We start from the raw sequence: 14,975 nt of genomic DNA on the forward strand, positions 1-14,975 counted from the left end.
AAATGCGTGAATTGCTTGAGTTTACGGAACGGGTGGCAAGTGAGCTTTCCAAAAGGACGCCAAACTCGACATCGACAGAGCGAGCGTTTGCTCGTATGGTAAAGCTGACCGAAGAAGTTGGGGAGCTTGCTGATGAAGTGCTCGCTTCACAAGGTGATCAGCGGAAGGAGAAGCTTGAAGAAAAACGCGCTGAAGGTCTTGGGGATGAGATTGCCGATGTGCTTATCACAACACTCATACTCGCCGCTTCGCTCGAGGTGAATGTTCCAGAGGCGCTTGCAAGGAAAATCACAAAGATAGAGGCGCGATTTTACGGGAACATTCGATAGAAGGATATGGTAGGTAAATTTCTCAATAATCTTCCATAAATTGGTATCTATGCAAGAGAGAATACTGACACAGTGGAATACTCCCGATGGAGTTGTGGAAAGAGAATGTCAGGAAGACTTGAGAAAGCTTAAACAGCTGGAGGATAAACTGAATGAGCTGACTTTGGCGCTTTCTGGTATTCGGAGGCTCCTTCATCCTCGTGAGGCATTCAATGTGGAGCAGGCAATCAGAGCTCTTTACCCGAGATTAAAGGCGGCAAGGATTCGAATTGAACAAGGAGGGAGTTCGCACGAAAGAAAACAAGACGATGAAGAAATTGAGGGAGGAGAAGTGTAAGTGACTTGGAAGATGCAAGGGCATGGTGCGATCTTGGGAATAGAAGAGCATTCTCAAGGAAATGTCGAATCGACAAGGAATCGGCGACCACTTGAATTGCTTTGTTATGAAGCCTACTCTTTCAAAGAGGAAGCCCTGGGGAGAGAAAAATATTTGAAAACAAGTGATGGAAAAAAAGACCTGAAGAAGAGATTGACAAAAAGTTTTACGGAAGGGTGCTAGAGTGGTCGAATAGGACAGTCTCGAAAACTGTTGTACCGGAAACGGTACCGTGGGTTCGAATCCCACCCCTTCCGCATTTGTTCAATATCCGCCGTACCCCCTGCTTTTTCAAGTATGCGGTACGGCTGTTTTAGTGTATACGAAGCCATCTCGCCATTTACAATCGTCGCGTTCAAAAGTACCGTTTCCAGTACCTTCCTCTTTTTCACATCATCGCCCTCGATAAAATCCTTTTCCGCACCAGAAGCGGACAAAAAGACTTTTTTCACCTGTTCTAAAGTGCGAGTCATGGTTTCGGGATTGTGCCTCTCCAATTCCTTGAGTCGCTGTTGTATCTCGGCGGTTTCTTTGTTGAAGGCTTCCAGCTTCGCGTCTACGGTCTCTCCCGCATACTTTCCCGCCAGTTGGATATCAAGAAGCCTCATCTCTTGTTGTGCGAGTGTCTCGCGCCGTTTTTCGAGGTTTGACTTCATGGTTTCAAAGAAACTCCCGTCTTTTTTGTTTTTCTCTCGGTCGGCTTCGTAGCACAACTCGATGAATTCTTCGTCAAAGTGAATTTTCTTGAAGATTGAGGCAAGTATTTTCTCGGCTTCTTCACTTCGCATATACTGCTTGTGCGCTTCACAGTTTCCTTTCCCATTGGTGCAGTAGTAATACGTGAAGCCTTTCTTCTCCATGGCGGTCATGAGACACCCGCACGAATGACAGGTCATAAAGCCTCGCAAAGGGAAAAAATGTTTCTTGTATCGGCTTCTGTTTTTTCCCGTGAAAACATCCTGTGTCTTCTCAAACAATTCTTTGGATATGATGGTTTCGTGATTGCCCGAATAATATATGCCGTGGACATACATGATGCCGTGATAGAAAGGGTCTTTGAGAATTTTCTGAATTCTTCCTTTGCGATATTTGTACCCGCTTCGAGAACGGAAGCCTTCTTGAAAAAGCAGGTCGGATATTTTTTTGAGGCTATAACTTCCCGAAGCGTACAATTCAAAAGCCCTCTTGATAAAGGGGGCGCGTTCGGTATCAACGAGTATCGTTTTGTTGAGTCGGTCGTTGAGGTATCCAATTTTGGCATAATTGGGGTAGCCGCCATTTTCCAGTTTCGACGCCATGCCTCGCTTTACTCGTGTACTCAAGGTGCGGATTTCCTGATTTGCTTCTCCGGTTTTAACACTGAAAAGTACGGCGTCATCGCTTGGCAGATAGCATTTCTCCATCGTCTGAATTTCCTTGATGATTCCTTCCTGCAAAAGCCACAGGATTTTTCCGCTGTCTATCGGGTTTCTCGAAAGGCGGTCTAATGCCCAGCAGACAATGCCGTCTGCTTCGCCGTCTTCAATCATTCGTATCATTTCCGTAAACATCGGGCGATTGTAGGGTTTCTTGGCGGACTTGGATTCGGCGAAGACTTTGATGATATTCAAGCCCAATTCACTTGCCCGTCTTTGCATGTTGCTGATTTGCGATTCAAGGGAGAGGGCTTGCCGATTCTTGTCTTCGGAAGATTTTCGGACGTAGAGGAGGTATTTCATAGTGTCCATAAGCTACCGAAAACAAAGGATAAAATCAAGCAGACGAAGCATTGAGACGAAAAATCGCGTAGAAAATTTCTCCGAGGTAATTGCTGGTAAATGTCGTTTCCCACCCATTTTCCATATTTCCAGCATTCTCTTGCATGAAAACTCGGGCGTCGTCGTTGACGATTTCAACTGGTCTTTCCAAATCCTGTGAACAAAAAAACTTCTTCTTCTTGCCAAGCATTCTTTTGTCGAACATATCTTTCTGCAGGTACTTTGACAGGTATCGTCCCAAGTTGGAAACATGCCGTACTCGCTTGATTTTGATAAACCCATTGCCCCAAATTTTCTCGATTTCCTTGCTTCTTACATACCGCAAGTTGCAAAGCAGGTGGTAATGCGCCGCGCCGCCCTCGGGTTTCACGTTTCCGAAAAAATCCACGTCTTTCTGAAATTCCAAGACGGCAAAGTACTGAAACTCGGGAAAGCGGTCTTTCATGCGCTGGGTGAAGAGATTAAAACAGTGATTCGATTTTTTTCCGTCGGTTATCTTCGAGGTGAGTGTCAAAAACTTTGTGAGTTGTGGGTTTGAGTTTACAGTCCGTCGAATTTCTCGGCGAGTACGTCGAACGGAGGATTCCGCTTTTTCCGTCTGACCTTTTTCTTCTTTCTTGTCGTTCTCATTTTTTTCTCGTTTCCTGCGTTTGTAGTTGCGAAGGACGGGTCGGTCTTTGTACTGGTATTGTTCGCATTCAAAACCAGAAACCACCACTTTTTCATAAATTCTCTCGGTATACCTTCCCGTAGATGTGTTCATAGAATCAAGTTAAGAGAGGAACACTGGGTGCTTGCATTTCCCTCGCTGGCGCGTCAAGGTCGTGCGCCTTCGGCGCCTCCACCTTGACCCGCACTCGGGAAATGCGGGTACCCTCATAGGTTTCCTTCGGAAACCTTGTTTCACCGGAAGCCACAGGGGAACGGGTGCCATAAGAAAACGCTGAATACAAAGTCGCCATCGAAGCAAGGTACAAGTCGGCTTCTTCATGGTTTATCGTTTCTCCGTGGACGCGGAGGAAGTACTCGATAAGCTTGTCTCGGAGGTTTTGGGTGAAGGAGTAGGACACAAAAAAAGACCGTATTGATTTACGGTCTTTAGGGTAGAGAGTTTTGAGGGGACGGTATAAGGCGCGCTAGGTTTTCTTGGGTGATATGCAGTTTGCGCCTTTTTTAAGCCTTGTGATGATGTTTAGAATATCCTCATAGTTGAGTCGTGGTATTTTGTACTTTTCGTTTATCTTCGACGCAATGTCTTGTGTTTTCATTCCTGCTTTGTAAAGGCTGAATATTTCCATGTCTCTTTCCAAGTTTTTCCGTCTGTTTTTTCTCCCGAGTTTTCTTTGCGCCAAGATTTCTTGTTGAGCCCTTTTGATTCTTGGCCAATTGGCTTTCATGTCGCCCCACGACGTTTCGGGGTATATTTTTAATGGGATAACTCCTCGTGTTTCCGTGGTTGTAAAATATGGGTTGAGGTGCCACATTTCTGAACGTAACTTGCAATTATTCATGTTTCCTTCTTGAACAAGATACAGGATTGCCAATTGGTATGACTCCGAGAGTATGTATTTTTCTCTCAACGCTTTCACGTCTTTTTTCAAAGGTTCGAGTACGTCCAAGAGGTGTTTCGGCGTACCATCTTTTTCTCTTTGTTCGGGAGGGGCGGGAAAATGGTATTTTTCCTGCAATACGCGTATGTCTGCCATGAAGTCGTCGTCCGTCATCAAAAGGGAGACTCCTTGGAGAATTTTTTCTTCGAAGGTGAATTTGGGAGGCATAGGGAAGGTATTTTCTAGGTCAGTGAAGTTATAGGGTATTTTGAGGTTGGTGTCAAAGTGAAGATGCAAAGAATGAGGCTTTATGAAGCATTTTTACTGTATTTTCGTGAGTGGGTATTGACTAATAAAAGAGAATATTATATACTCCACAGTTATCGGAAACGAAAACCCGTATCACGTCGGCCACGTGAAGAGTACTTTAATTTCGAGGTATCGTCATGGCACAAGTCATTACAGAAGGTAGCGTTCCTTCACCGGAAGAGTGGTCTACGCAGATTAAATGTATTGGTAGCGGTAGCGATGAAAGTAAAGGATGTGGTGCCATACTTAAAGTTACTAAGGACGATGTAGTCTTGATGAAGTGGTATGGCACTCACTTCAAGCATCACTATCCGGCGACTCAATGTCCGCGCTGTTTGAAATACACTTACATCAAAGAACTGCCTGATACCATCTGGAAACCACTCCTGAAAAAGGGAAAGGCTATTTTTGATGGGGTTGATGACCGTATTTGACGGACAACAACTTTTCCTATCTCGAACACAACTGTCCACACAGAATGGCGCAATAACCTCGAGAACACGAAGACATCTTGACCGATATGCCCTGTGCGTATCGGTCTTTTTTATGCTACAGTTAGCTGATTTGAGAAATGGCTTTGATACACTAAATACGTTCTCACTTCGTCCCACCCCTTCCGCCAATTTTCATTTTTGTTCGAAACGGTAGAACGTGGAGTGTTGCTTCGTGGTGCGCTCGCTCTTGTTATTTCGGACAAAAGTAAAAAAGTAAGCAATGCGCGCCTCGCGTTTCCGCTGCTTTGTAAACAGAGGCGTCACAATGGGATCTTTATGTTTTTTAGCTTGGGATTTGTTACCTGTGTATAGATTTGTGTCGTCCGTATATTGCTATGCCCCAAAAGCTCTTGCACATATCGAACATCGGTACCGTTCTCTAAATTTCGCTTCACCCCATTCTTTCACGATGCTCGGCGCTGACGCCCGCTCTTAGAAAGAATCCGATTTTGTTTTTCTTTTATTGTAGAGGGGAAATATGGAGTTTTCTCCGCTTCGCTACGAAAACATTTATCTTATAAGGGAAAAACGGACATAATGCAATTGCTTAGTTTGAAAAATAATAAATATGAACCCACTTAAAACAAATGGTCTAATAATACAGAGCTTTCCGCAAGAGAAATATGAATCTATTCACCTTATTTTAAGTAGCAGATATGCAGAAAAGAATGAATACGAACATTTTTCAGGAGCGTGGAATGCTATAGCATATCGATACAGAGGAGCAATTGACTATGGAAGTGATTTCGTCAAATTAATAAAATTATACGGAACAGCACCACAGCCAGAAAAAAGATATTTACAAGAACAAGCTCTTTTTAATCATTTCAGTTCTTGCTTTTCAGTTTTTGAATCAGTGTGTTATGGATTTTTTGCGATAGGATCTATTATTAATCCAGAATATTTTTCCATAAGCGACAAAGCTGATCAACGAAAAATATCTCCAGAAACAACAAAAAAAACTTTTCAAAAGGCATTTCCTGATGAACAAATCACTAAAACATTAATTGAGTTAACTGCCGATTCAGAATTCGAAAATATTAGAAATACTAGGAATATTCTTATTCATAGAACAGCGCCGGGAAGAAAGATTTATCTACACATAGGAGAGGATGAATCACTCCCGACAGAATGGAAATTGAACAATAAACCCTTAAATGAATTGATAGTCAAATCAAACGAGGATAGCATGGAAATGCTTTTAAATAATTTACTAACTGCAGGAGAAGTTTTTTGCAGGTCACATTTATAATTATATGGCACGTAAAAATATTTTAAAAATACCAGCTAAAATAAGAAATCAGATAAAAACATTTAGTCAGGATGATGTTGTTGTAGCTTGTGTAAAATATATTCCAAAAGAAGAAATTCATAGATGCAAACATCTGAGGATACGCTATATTGACGGCGAACTTATTCTCCCACCTTCGGAAACCCCAAATCCTAATACCGGGAAATTTTCTCGGGCAAACCTGGAAGGTTTGGAGAAAAAAAGAACTGATTTGCCAAAAATATCAAAAGAATTCAGCTCTGAAGCTCCAAATTGGAATGGAAATGGTGCGCATGTTGTTTCTTATTCGCGAGATGTATATCGAAAAGATTTTTATCCACCCAAAGAAGTTGAGTTGAAAATTGAGCAAATAGAAAAAAGAGAGCATGGTTTCAAAATAAAATTTTTAATTGATCAAGTAATTAATCGAAATACTCCGAATTTTGAAAAAGAATTATTGTACAACTTAAATTTATTACAAGAAAACGTTGGAATGATAGATGTCTTTCCGAGTATTGCAACTTTGGCAGATTACGCAAAAACCGTTTATATTGATTGGGAAATATTACCGCCAGGAACCGTTGATGAAATTATAGAAGCTTTGCTAAAGAACCAAAAAACAGAAAGTATTACCCCAGATCAAATAAAAATAATGAGAGAAAGAATAGGTGTTATGTCAAAATTAAAGCCCGTTGTTTATATAAAAGGTACAAATGGTTTTTTAAGATATTTTGGGGCAAAGTTCGGAGATGATTTTGTTGTTTTTGAAAATATAAAATATGGAAACGCCTTATATATAATGTATAATTCATGGGCGGAGCTAAGTAAAAAAAGCAGGACAGAATTACTCAATGGACCAAGAGAAGACTTTGATCGCATAGAACATAGAGATGGATGGGGTGATGTTTTACAAAAATTTGTTAGAGAATATAGGCGTAAAAACAAAACTATAAATGAAGGGCTATTTTAAAGAAATTTAATTAGAAACCAATTTCCTGTACATGACAAATAAAAGGAGTTTTTGATTTTTGGCATGCACCCCTACCTCTCTGGCCAAAATCCAAAACAGAAAAAGAAATTTTAAAATTTTTTAAAACAATTCCGACATTAGTCGGAAAAAAGAAAAGGAATACATCAGCTAACAACGAGTATCCGGTTACGGCTTTTACACAAAAGCCTCCATCCAAATTTTTCCTCCGCTACGCTACAGAAAAACTTCGGATACTCGTAACGTTAAGTGACATATTTCCAAGTCTCTTTTTTAGAATAAGGAACGAGTGAAAAATTTTCTTTATTTTAATGAGGGGAAATAAGGAATTTTCTCAGCTTCTTCACTCCGCAAATATCGCTTGCGCGCTTCACAGTTTCCTTTGCCATTGGTGCAGTAGTAATACGTGAAGCCTTTTTTCTCCATGGCGGTCATGAGACATCCGCACGCGTGGTAATTCATAAAGTCTCGAAGCGGAAAGAAATGCTTTTTGTATCGGCTTCGATTTTTTCCTGTGAAAACATCTTGCGCCTTCTCAAACAACTCTTTGGAAATGAGAGTGTCGTGATTGCCCGCGTAATATATCCCGTGGACATAGCCTGCCTGCTTGTGGTAATGTCAAAATGTAAAAATTAGGTAAAATAAAAATATGAATAAAAATATAAGAACAGAGATTGCTGTGGGAATAATACTTGTCATTTTTATTGTTATTGTGGGTTTTATTTGGCTGGGTAGCAAACAGCAAACATTGGATTCAGTAGTTAAACCCGTGGTCAAATCCGTAGAAAATCAAAGTATAACTGAAAAGAAAAGTCTTCCAGCAACTCTTTCTTCTTCTGCTGCTGGTAGAGATACGTCTGGACGTGAGCTTAAAGTCGAAGACATATCAATTTCAAATGTTAAATTCACTTTGCCAAACTCAACCATTGATTCCCCTGTAAAAAATAATTTTTCATTTCAAAATGTAAAAAAATATACGTTGACGACGCCTACAGGAGTCGCACCAATTTTTTATGTTGACGACCAACCACAGAGAGACGGGACTGTTAAGAGTGTAGAAGTGGATGTCCCAAGTGGAAAATCTATAATAGGCGTCAGAGTAATAGTTAGCAACGAGAAAAACACTGCTAGTTTGTCAATAAACCCGAATTTTCTTTTATCAGTCAATGATATAAAAGTAGCCCCAGTTAACTATAATGTTGCTAGCTTTAGTATTCCGGGTGGGGCTTCGGTTGAATTTGAGTATTTATTTGCAGTGGGTGAAAAGACAAATACTTTCGTATTGAGTTTTGGCGAAAATACGGAAAATCCAGAGGGTCGACTTCTTGTTGACTTTGGGCAGAAAAATTTTACCTCATTAAAGTAGTTTTTTTGCTTCTCACACAGTGCTTATCTTGAAGCCTCCACATAGGAGGCTTTTTGTTTCCAAAAATTTATCGTACAATCATGGGTACTTGGTGGAATGATGGAAATTGAAGCACATACGTTCTCACTTCGTCCCACCCCTTCCGCCAATCTCAAGTTGATGAAGAAACACTAATTCAGATAAAAGAAAAAATTAAGGATAATTTAAAGTAGTGCCCCTTTGTCTGACTTTCTCGCTATCGCTCGAACCACGCTTCGCTCTTACTTCGCTACGCTACATTCGTGTCTTCAGCAAGAGATAAAAGAAAAATTGCTCGGCTTGAGATCCCTCCTAAATTTCTTTCGCTACATTCCGCAAACTTCTCATAATCCTGACGTTATTCGCAATTTCACTTTGCTCCATTGCGAATAAAGCCTGCGGATGATAATCTTGCTATTCTCCTCCATTTCGCTTCGCGAAACTCCGTATAACAGCGAGATATTCGAAATTTTCCTTTCAAGAATTTCATTTCTTTTCAGAAAAACGTCGCATCATCCGTAGGCGTTATATTCAATTCGGGCTGGCTCGCAAAACATTTAAATCCTTGCAATTTTTACTATAATTATGACTATGAAAATATATTTTGCTGGTTCAATTCGTGGCGGAAGAGGTGATAAAGATTTATATCTTCAGCTAATCCAACACCTCGCTAAACATGGTAAAGTTTTAACTGAACATGTCGGCGATGGAAACCTAACAGAGATCGGTGAAGACGGCCCCAATGACGAATATATCTACGAGCGTGATATGGATTGGGTTCGCCAATCAGATGTTGTTATTGCCGAAGTTTCCACACCATCGCTCGGTGTTGGATACGAAATCGGAAAAGCTGAGGATATGAACATAAAAATGTTGTGTCTTTATAGGAATCAGCAAAATAAAAGATTATCTGCAATGATTAGTGGAAATCCAAACGTAAAAATTGCAAGATATGAAACTTTTGAAGATGCAGTTTCTCATATTGATAGTTTCTTTGAATCATTGAAGTAGCGAGCCAGCCCGAACTCTGAAATTTTCCTTCGGAACGTTGCACTAAATTTCAGCCCTTCGGGGAATATAACAAGTATTATGAGGTTACGAAGTCTTGCAGACTTCTCATAATCCTGACATTAGCTGAAATATTCCTTTAGTCAGGAATTTTGATAAGCTTTTCAGTAGGGGATAAATTTAATTTTTCGTATACTATAGGGAGCGGTGGAAGGTAATAGAGTGCTTTCTTTCACTCTGGTACAGAAAACGAATTGTTTTTAAATCTTTCATCGGTAATGATGATATTATGAAAATTACAGTTCAAACAACGATATCAGCAGACAAAAAGAAGGTTTGGGATCTTTATACAAATCCTAAGCATATTGTAAATTGGAATTTTGCATCAGAAGACTGGTGTTGTCCGAGTGCGGAAAATGATCTACAGGTTGGCGGGAAATACAAGGCACGAATGGAAGCAAAGGACAAAAGTTTTGGTTTTGATTTTGAAGCAACCTACAGTGAAGTTGTCGAGGGTGAAAGATTTTCATCCACTCTGGAAGATGGAAGAGAAGTAAATGTTTCTTTTGAAAACCTCGATGGTCAAACCAAGGTAGTAGTCGTTTTTGATGCAGAAAAAGAAAATTCTGAAGAAAAACAAAGAAGTGGTTGGCAATCAATACTGGATAATTTTCGGTCTTATGCTGAAAGAGAAAAAAATGGGTAAAAACGATATTGAAACTAGCGTTGTTCACAAGATACCTTCTGACCTAAACGAAGTCTTGACTTCTCGTTCAGACGTGCTTGAAAAATGGAACAAACTCACCCCATTGGCACGCAATGAGTGGATATGCTGGGTGACCATTGTCAAAAAACAAGAAACACGTAAAGAACATCTGGTTCGTTTGCAAGAGGATATTCTGAAAGGGAAAAAGCGACCCTGTTGTTGGCCGGGGTGTCCGCATCGCAGAGAAAGTGCGAAAAAGTGGTTTAAGTAAAACGAAATACATCGCATTACTGAGAGGAATAAATGTCGGAGGAAATCGAAAAGTTGAGATGAAAAAACTCAAAAAACTTTTCGAATCTTTGGGCTACGCAGATGTTGTAACGTATTTGAATTCCGGAAATGTTCTATTTGAATCAGATACGGAACAGGATACTTTGCAGAAAGAGATTCCAAAAAATTGGACAAATCTTTGCATAAAAGAATTCTTGGAGGCACTGTGGATATGACTTCTGAGAGATGAAATGAGGAGAAAAGAACCGCGAATATTTCTGAAAAAACAAAGAAATTTGACAATTCATTGCGGAGCGTCGAGAATGATTGTACGCTTCTCTTTGTCTTTGCAGTCTCGCTTTTGAACGGGACTCGTGTTCTACTTGTATGCTTGGGAATGGATTTACTCGCAAGAAAGTCGGGTCGCTCACGCTCGGCGAGAAACTTCAAAAAATACGCGCGGAGTATCGAGTGAATCTTGCGGATGTGGTTCGCGAGACGGGTATTCGTCGAGAATATCTCGAGTATCTTGAGCGTGGAGAATATACCAAATTGCCCGCGGATGTGTACATTCGCGGATTTTTGCGTAGTTACGCGCGGTTTCTCGGGGTTGATCCCAAGGCGCTCGTTCGTCTCTATGAACGGGAGCGGAGCATTGCTAAGAATCTTGGCAAAGAGCCTGAGAAGGCGCTTTCCGCGACTGCTAAGCCATCTCGGAAATTTTCGTTCTTTGTTGTCACGCCAAAGGTGATGATTGGGAGTGTTGTTGCTGTATGTGTGTTTGGCATTGCGCTCTATCTCTATCAGGAATACCGCACATTTGTCTCGGAACCCTATCTGGTACTTTTGGAACCATCGAATGGGCAGACGGTTTCGAGTGATGAGAGCACCGTGGTCGGGAAGACAGACAAAGACGCAAAGCTCTTTTTGAATAATCAGCCGGTATTTGTGGATGAGTCAGGGGGATTTCGAGAACGAGTGCGCCTCCAGCCGGGAGTGAATACTGTCACCGTGAAAGTGGTGAATCGCTTTGAAAAAGAGCGTGTGGAGACGGTTTCGGTAATTGCCAACTATGATGTGCCAGAAAGCCCAGATCAGCCATCGTCAGAGGGGTCTGAGGCACCTCGAGTGCCAAAGCTGGTTCTCTCGACGAATGAGAAGAAGCCCGTGTCGATACTGGTTCGCTCCGATGGGCGCGAACTCTACAAGGGCGACCTCTTGACGGGGGAGACGAAAGAATTTGAATGCGAACGGGGCTGTACGGTAGACTCGACATCTGGCTCGGGGACGCTTGCGAGTTGGGATGGTGGTGAGGCAAAGCCGATAGCAGAGAAGTCGGGGACAATTGTCGGCGTCGACTTCTCGCTTGCGCCGGAAAAGCAGGAATGATATCGTTGAAGACTTTCTTGTTGTGAGAGGCTCGCAGTTTTTATATTAATCAGCACGAATATGTTTAAAGGAAAAGAAAAAGTGGAGAAGGCAGCGAAAACCGTCGAAAAAGCGGGTAAGAAGGATTTGAATGCGGTCATGGAGGAGATTCGTGAGAAGTTCGGTGATGGGATGATTATGAAGCTAGGCGATGTGAAGAAGGTGGATGTTCAGGCGATTCCGACTGGCTCTGTGTCGCTCGATTTGGCACTTGGTATTGGCGGTGTGCCACGGGGGCGCATTGTCGAAATCTACGGACCAGAGTCGTCCGGAAAGACAACGCTCACGCTTCATATTGTCGCAAATGCCCAGAAGGCGGGCGGTTCAGCAGCCTTTGTGGATGCTGAGCATGCGCTTGACCCGGAATATGCCAAGCGGATCGGGGTGAATGTCGATGAACTGCTTATTTCTCAGCCGGATACAGGTGAGCAGGCGCTTGATATTGTTGAGACGCTTGTACGGTCGAATGCGGTTGATATTATTGTCGTCGACTCAGTGGCAGCGTTGGTGCCTAAAGCGGAAATCGAGGGCGAGATGGGAGATCAACATGTTGGTCGCCAAGCGCGACTTATGTCTCAGGCGCTTCGGAAATTGACGGCGATTATCTCTCGTTCCAATACGATTGTCGTGTTTATCAATCAGATTCGCATGAAAATCGGCGTCATGTTTGGGAATCCGGAGACGACGACTGGCGGGCAAGCGCTCAAATTTTATTCATCTGTTCGTATCGAGGTGCGCCGCGCGGCACAGATCAAGAAGGGTGAAGAAATCGTTGGCAATCGCGTGAATGTGAAAATCGTCAAGAACAAAGTAGCACCGCCGTTTCGCAAGGCGGAATTCGATATCATGTACAATGAAGGCATCTCTCGAGAGGGCGATCTTCTCGATACGGGACTGCTTTACGAGGTTGTCAAGAAGAGTGGGAATTCCTTTCTTTTTGGTGAAGAAAAGCTCGGCGTCGGTCGTGAGGCCGCTCGGAATTTCCTCAAAGAGCATGCCGATATTGCTGAGAAAATAGAAATGGCAATAACTGAAAAAGCTAAGGATGACAGCAAGGTATAGTGCGACCTTGGTGTGTGGGTGAGTGTTTCGCAGAAACGATTCTTGCGATGCTTGACAAAAGAAAATGCAATTGCTAGACTCTGAAAAGCGCTCGGGGTTCCGAGTATTTCTCTTTCTTTTTGAAGGGGATGTGGTACACTCAAAAAAGTAATGTTTGCGTAAACTGTTAATTCTCCTGTAAAGGAAGTTTCCGCGTCATGTTATTTTCTGTTTCCTTCTCCTGGAGAAGTGATGACAGAAATACAAAGGACGTAAACTTTCCGGGACAAATCGTATGGCGGAGCAATTCAAGCGGGATAAGCCGCACGTGAATGTTGGAACTATCGGTCATGTCGACCACGGAAAGACAACTCTTACCGCGGCACTTTTGCATGTTCTGAGTCTGAAGGGTTTTGCAAAAGAGAAAAATGTCAATGAAATTGACAATGCTCCAGAAGAGAAAGCTCGCGGTATTACGATTGCTACCTCACACTGCGAGTATGAATCCGAGGCGCGTCACTATGCACACGTGGACTGTCCGGGACATGCTGACTATATCAAGAACATGATTACGGGAGCCGCTCAGATGGATGGAGCGATTCTCGTGGTGTCTGCGACCGATGGTCCGATGCCACAGACTCGTGAGCACATCCTTTTGGCTCGCTATGTTAATGTTCCTGCCATTGTGGTCTTCCTCAATAAGGTAGACATGGTGGATGATCCAGAACTTGTTGATCTCGTTGAAGCAGAAGTCCGGGAATTGCTTTCGAAGTATGAATTTGATGGAGACAATGCTATTGTGGTTCGCGGAAGCGCGCTCAAAGCACTCGAGTCGAAGTCTGTTGATGATGCCGATGCAAAGCCGATTCTTGATCTTGTTGCAGCACTTGATTCGAAAATTCCAGCGCCAACACGCGATATGGACAAGGCGCTTCTCATGCCAATCGAAGATATCTTTTCCATTGAAGGTCGCGGCACGGTAGTCACTGGTCGTATCGAACGTGGTTCCGTCAAGATAAACGAGGAAGTTGAAATCGTTGGAATTCGCCCAACAGTGAAGACTGTCGTGACGGGTATCGAAATGTTCAATAAATCACTCGATAGCGGAAACGCTGGCGACAATGCCGGAATTCTTCTTCGAGGTATCAAGAAAGAAGATGTCGAACGTGGTCAGGTTTTGGCAAAGCCAGGCTCCATAACCCCGCATACAGAGTTTGAGAGCGAAGTGTATGTCCTGACCAAAGAAGAAGGCGGGCGACACACACCTTTCTTTAAGGGCTACAAACCTCAGTTCTATATCCGAACAACCGACGTGACTGGCGATGTCACGCTTCCAGAAGGTTCTGAAATGGTGATGCCTGGTGATACAGTGAAGCTCAAAGTGAAGCTTCTTGCTCCAGTCGCCATGGAAGAAGGAATGCGCTTCGCTATTCGTGAGGGTGGACGAACGGTTGGTGCTGGTGTGGCAACTTCTATTATCAAGTAGATTTTCGAGAAAGAGCGCAAGCTGAAGAATTCTCTCCAGCTTGCCACTGTTTCCCGAAACAAACGTTTCCAAGACATTGGAAAATGGTCAGGATATTCTTCGGGAAAGATTTAATTTCGGTATTCCTCTCACATGAAGAAGTCGGAACCGGTTGGAGCACTCAATCGAGTGAGAATCAAGATTAAGGCATACGATCACAAAGTGATTGATCAGACGGCTCGGAAAATCGTCGAGACGGCGGAGCGGACAGGGGCTCGGGTAGCTGGTCCAGTGCCTTTGCCGACTGAGACACATCGGGTGACAGTGAACCGATCTTCGTTTGTGCATAAAGATGCGCGAGATCAGTATGAAATGCGCGTTCATAAAAGGGTAGTAGACATCCTCGAGCCAACGGCAAAAACCATAGATCATCTGACGAATCTTGATCTTCCGGCGGGGGTGGATATTGAAATAAAAATGTAAGAGTAAGGGCATTCGAAAAATCGGCGCATTCCCGTGTACCTATTTTTCGAATGTTCTGCTCCTTTCTCGAAAAATAGAAAACTCGTTCAAGTCCGACTCTCGGGGAAGAAACGGATG

Annotated in this window: 17 protein-coding genes, 1 tRNA gene and 3 pseudogenes; 16 read left to right on the forward strand and 5 right to left on the reverse strand. The window is 42.7% G+C overall.

Going from position 1 to position 14,975, the window contains the following annotated elements; translation table 11 throughout:
• The first annotated feature begins 2 nt into the window (after positions 1-2).
• The 4 genes from IPJ67_01040 to IPJ67_01055 all read left to right on the forward strand — a co-directional run bounded on the left by IPJ67_01040 (position 3) and on the right by IPJ67_01055 (position 1,355).
• Entirely contained in the window at positions 3-329 is a 327-nt protein-coding gene (locus tag IPJ67_01040) for a hypothetical protein (protein QQR77721.1), read from the forward strand.
• A 49-nt stretch (positions 330-378) separates the two neighbouring features.
• Positions 379-666, forward strand: coding sequence for a hypothetical protein (locus IPJ67_01045; protein QQR77722.1), 288 nt, complete (start codon positions 379-381; stop codon positions 664-666).
• A gap of 209 nt (positions 667-875) precedes the next feature.
• A tRNA-Ser gene (locus IPJ67_01050) sits at positions 876-962 on the forward strand.
• A 228-nt stretch (positions 963-1,190) separates the two neighbouring features.
• Complete coding sequence (locus IPJ67_01055; GenBank protein QQR77723.1) at positions 1,191-1,355, forward strand: hypothetical protein; 165 nt, start codon at positions 1,191-1,193, stop codon at positions 1,353-1,355.
• A 300-nt stretch (positions 1,356-1,655) separates the two neighbouring features.
• Here IPJ67_01055 and IPJ67_01060 read toward each other — a convergent pair.
• The 4 genes and pseudogenes from IPJ67_01060 to IPJ67_01075 form a co-directional block, all read right to left on the reverse strand.
• Positions 1,656-2,003, reverse strand: a pseudogene (locus tag IPJ67_01060) (recombinase family protein).
• Positions 1,977-2,432 (reverse strand): annotated as a pseudogene (locus tag IPJ67_01065) (recombinase family protein). The pseudogenes IPJ67_01060 and IPJ67_01065 overlap by 27 nt, the downstream one beginning before the upstream one ends.
• Before the next feature lie 25 nt (positions 2,433-2,457).
• Positions 2,458-3,225 (reverse strand): hypothetical protein, encoded by a 768-nt coding sequence (locus IPJ67_01070; protein QQR77724.1) that lies wholly within the window; start codon positions 3,223-3,225, stop codon positions 2,458-2,460.
• Positions 3,226-3,598: 373 nt separating this feature from the next.
• Complete coding sequence (locus tag IPJ67_01075; protein QQR77725.1) at positions 3,599-4,186, reverse strand: hypothetical protein; 588 nt, start codon at positions 4,184-4,186, stop codon at positions 3,599-3,601.
• Between the two features lie 272 nt (positions 4,187-4,458).
• Here IPJ67_01075 and IPJ67_01080 point away from each other — a divergent pair, with 272 nt between their 5' ends.
• Positions 4,459-4,755, forward strand: a complete 297-nt coding sequence (locus tag IPJ67_01080) for a hypothetical protein (protein QQR77726.1) — start codon at positions 4,459-4,461, stop codon at positions 4,753-4,755.
• 320 nt (positions 4,756-5,075) lie between these two features.
• On the opposite strand, the gene IPJ67_01085 is transcribed toward IPJ67_01080, so the two are convergent.
• The gene (locus IPJ67_01085) at positions 5,076-5,210 is read right to left on the reverse strand and encodes a tyrosine-type recombinase/integrase (GenBank protein ID QQR77727.1); all 135 of its coding nucleotides are present in this window, start codon (positions 5,208-5,210) and stop codon (positions 5,076-5,078) included.
• Positions 5,211-5,383: 173 nt separating this feature from the next.
• Between IPJ67_01085 and IPJ67_01090 the strand changes: the two genes are divergently transcribed.
• From IPJ67_01090 to rpsJ, 11 genes and pseudogenes are all read left to right on the forward strand, one after another.
• Positions 5,384-6,067, forward strand: a complete 684-nt coding sequence (locus tag IPJ67_01090) for a hypothetical protein (protein ID QQR77728.1) — start codon at positions 5,384-5,386, stop codon at positions 6,065-6,067.
• Between the two features lie 4 nt (positions 6,068-6,071).
• Positions 6,072-7,055 carry a hypothetical protein gene (locus IPJ67_01095; protein QQR77729.1) on the forward strand — a complete coding sequence of 328 codons (984 nt, stop codon included), beginning with the start codon at positions 6,072-6,074 and terminating at the stop codon, positions 7,053-7,055.
• 667 nt (positions 7,056-7,722) lie between these two features.
• Entirely contained in the window at positions 7,723-8,439 is a 717-nt protein-coding gene (locus IPJ67_01100) for a hypothetical protein (protein QQR77730.1), read from the forward strand.
• 609 nt (positions 8,440-9,048) lie between these two features.
• Positions 9,049-9,468 (forward strand): nucleoside 2-deoxyribosyltransferase, encoded by a 420-nt coding sequence (locus IPJ67_01105; GenBank protein QQR77731.1) that lies wholly within the window; start codon positions 9,049-9,051, stop codon positions 9,466-9,468.
• A gap of 286 nt (positions 9,469-9,754) precedes the next feature.
• On the forward strand, positions 9,755-10,171 hold the full coding sequence (locus IPJ67_01110; GenBank protein QQR77732.1) for an SRPBCC family protein: 417 nt from the start codon (positions 9,755-9,757) through the stop codon (positions 10,169-10,171).
• Entirely contained in the window at positions 10,164-10,442 is a 279-nt protein-coding gene (locus IPJ67_01115) for a YdeI/OmpD-associated family protein (GenBank protein QQR78024.1), read from the forward strand. Before IPJ67_01110 ends, IPJ67_01115 begins: the two co-directional genes overlap by 8 nt.
• Positions 10,420-10,587: pseudogene (locus IPJ67_01120) on the forward strand (DUF1697 domain-containing protein). The gene IPJ67_01115 and the pseudogene IPJ67_01120 overlap by 23 nt, the downstream one beginning before the upstream one ends.
• Positions 10,588-10,828: 241 nt before the next feature.
• Entirely contained in the window at positions 10,829-11,830 is a 1,002-nt protein-coding gene (locus IPJ67_01125; protein QQR77733.1) for a helix-turn-helix domain-containing protein, read from the forward strand.
• Positions 11,831-11,890: 60 nt separating this feature from the next.
• On the forward strand, positions 11,891-12,931 hold the full coding sequence (gene recA, locus IPJ67_01130; protein QQR77734.1) for a recombinase RecA: 1,041 nt from the start codon (positions 11,891-11,893) through the stop codon (positions 12,929-12,931).
• A 274-nt stretch (positions 12,932-13,205) separates the two neighbouring features.
• The gene (gene tuf, locus IPJ67_01135) at positions 13,206-14,396 is read left to right on the forward strand and encodes an elongation factor Tu (protein ID QQR77735.1); all 1,191 of its coding nucleotides are present in this window, start codon (positions 13,206-13,208) and stop codon (positions 14,394-14,396) included.
• 132 nt (positions 14,397-14,528) lie between these two features.
• The gene (rpsJ, locus tag IPJ67_01140) at positions 14,529-14,858 is read left to right on the forward strand and encodes a 30S ribosomal protein S10 (protein QQR77736.1); all 330 of its coding nucleotides are present in this window, start codon (positions 14,529-14,531) and stop codon (positions 14,856-14,858) included.
• Positions 14,859-14,975: the final 117 nt, after the last annotated feature.

The organism is Candidatus Moraniibacteriota bacterium (genome assembly GCA_016699385.1).
Classification (GTDB): Bacteria; Patescibacteriota; Minisyncoccia; order Moranbacterales; family UBA1568.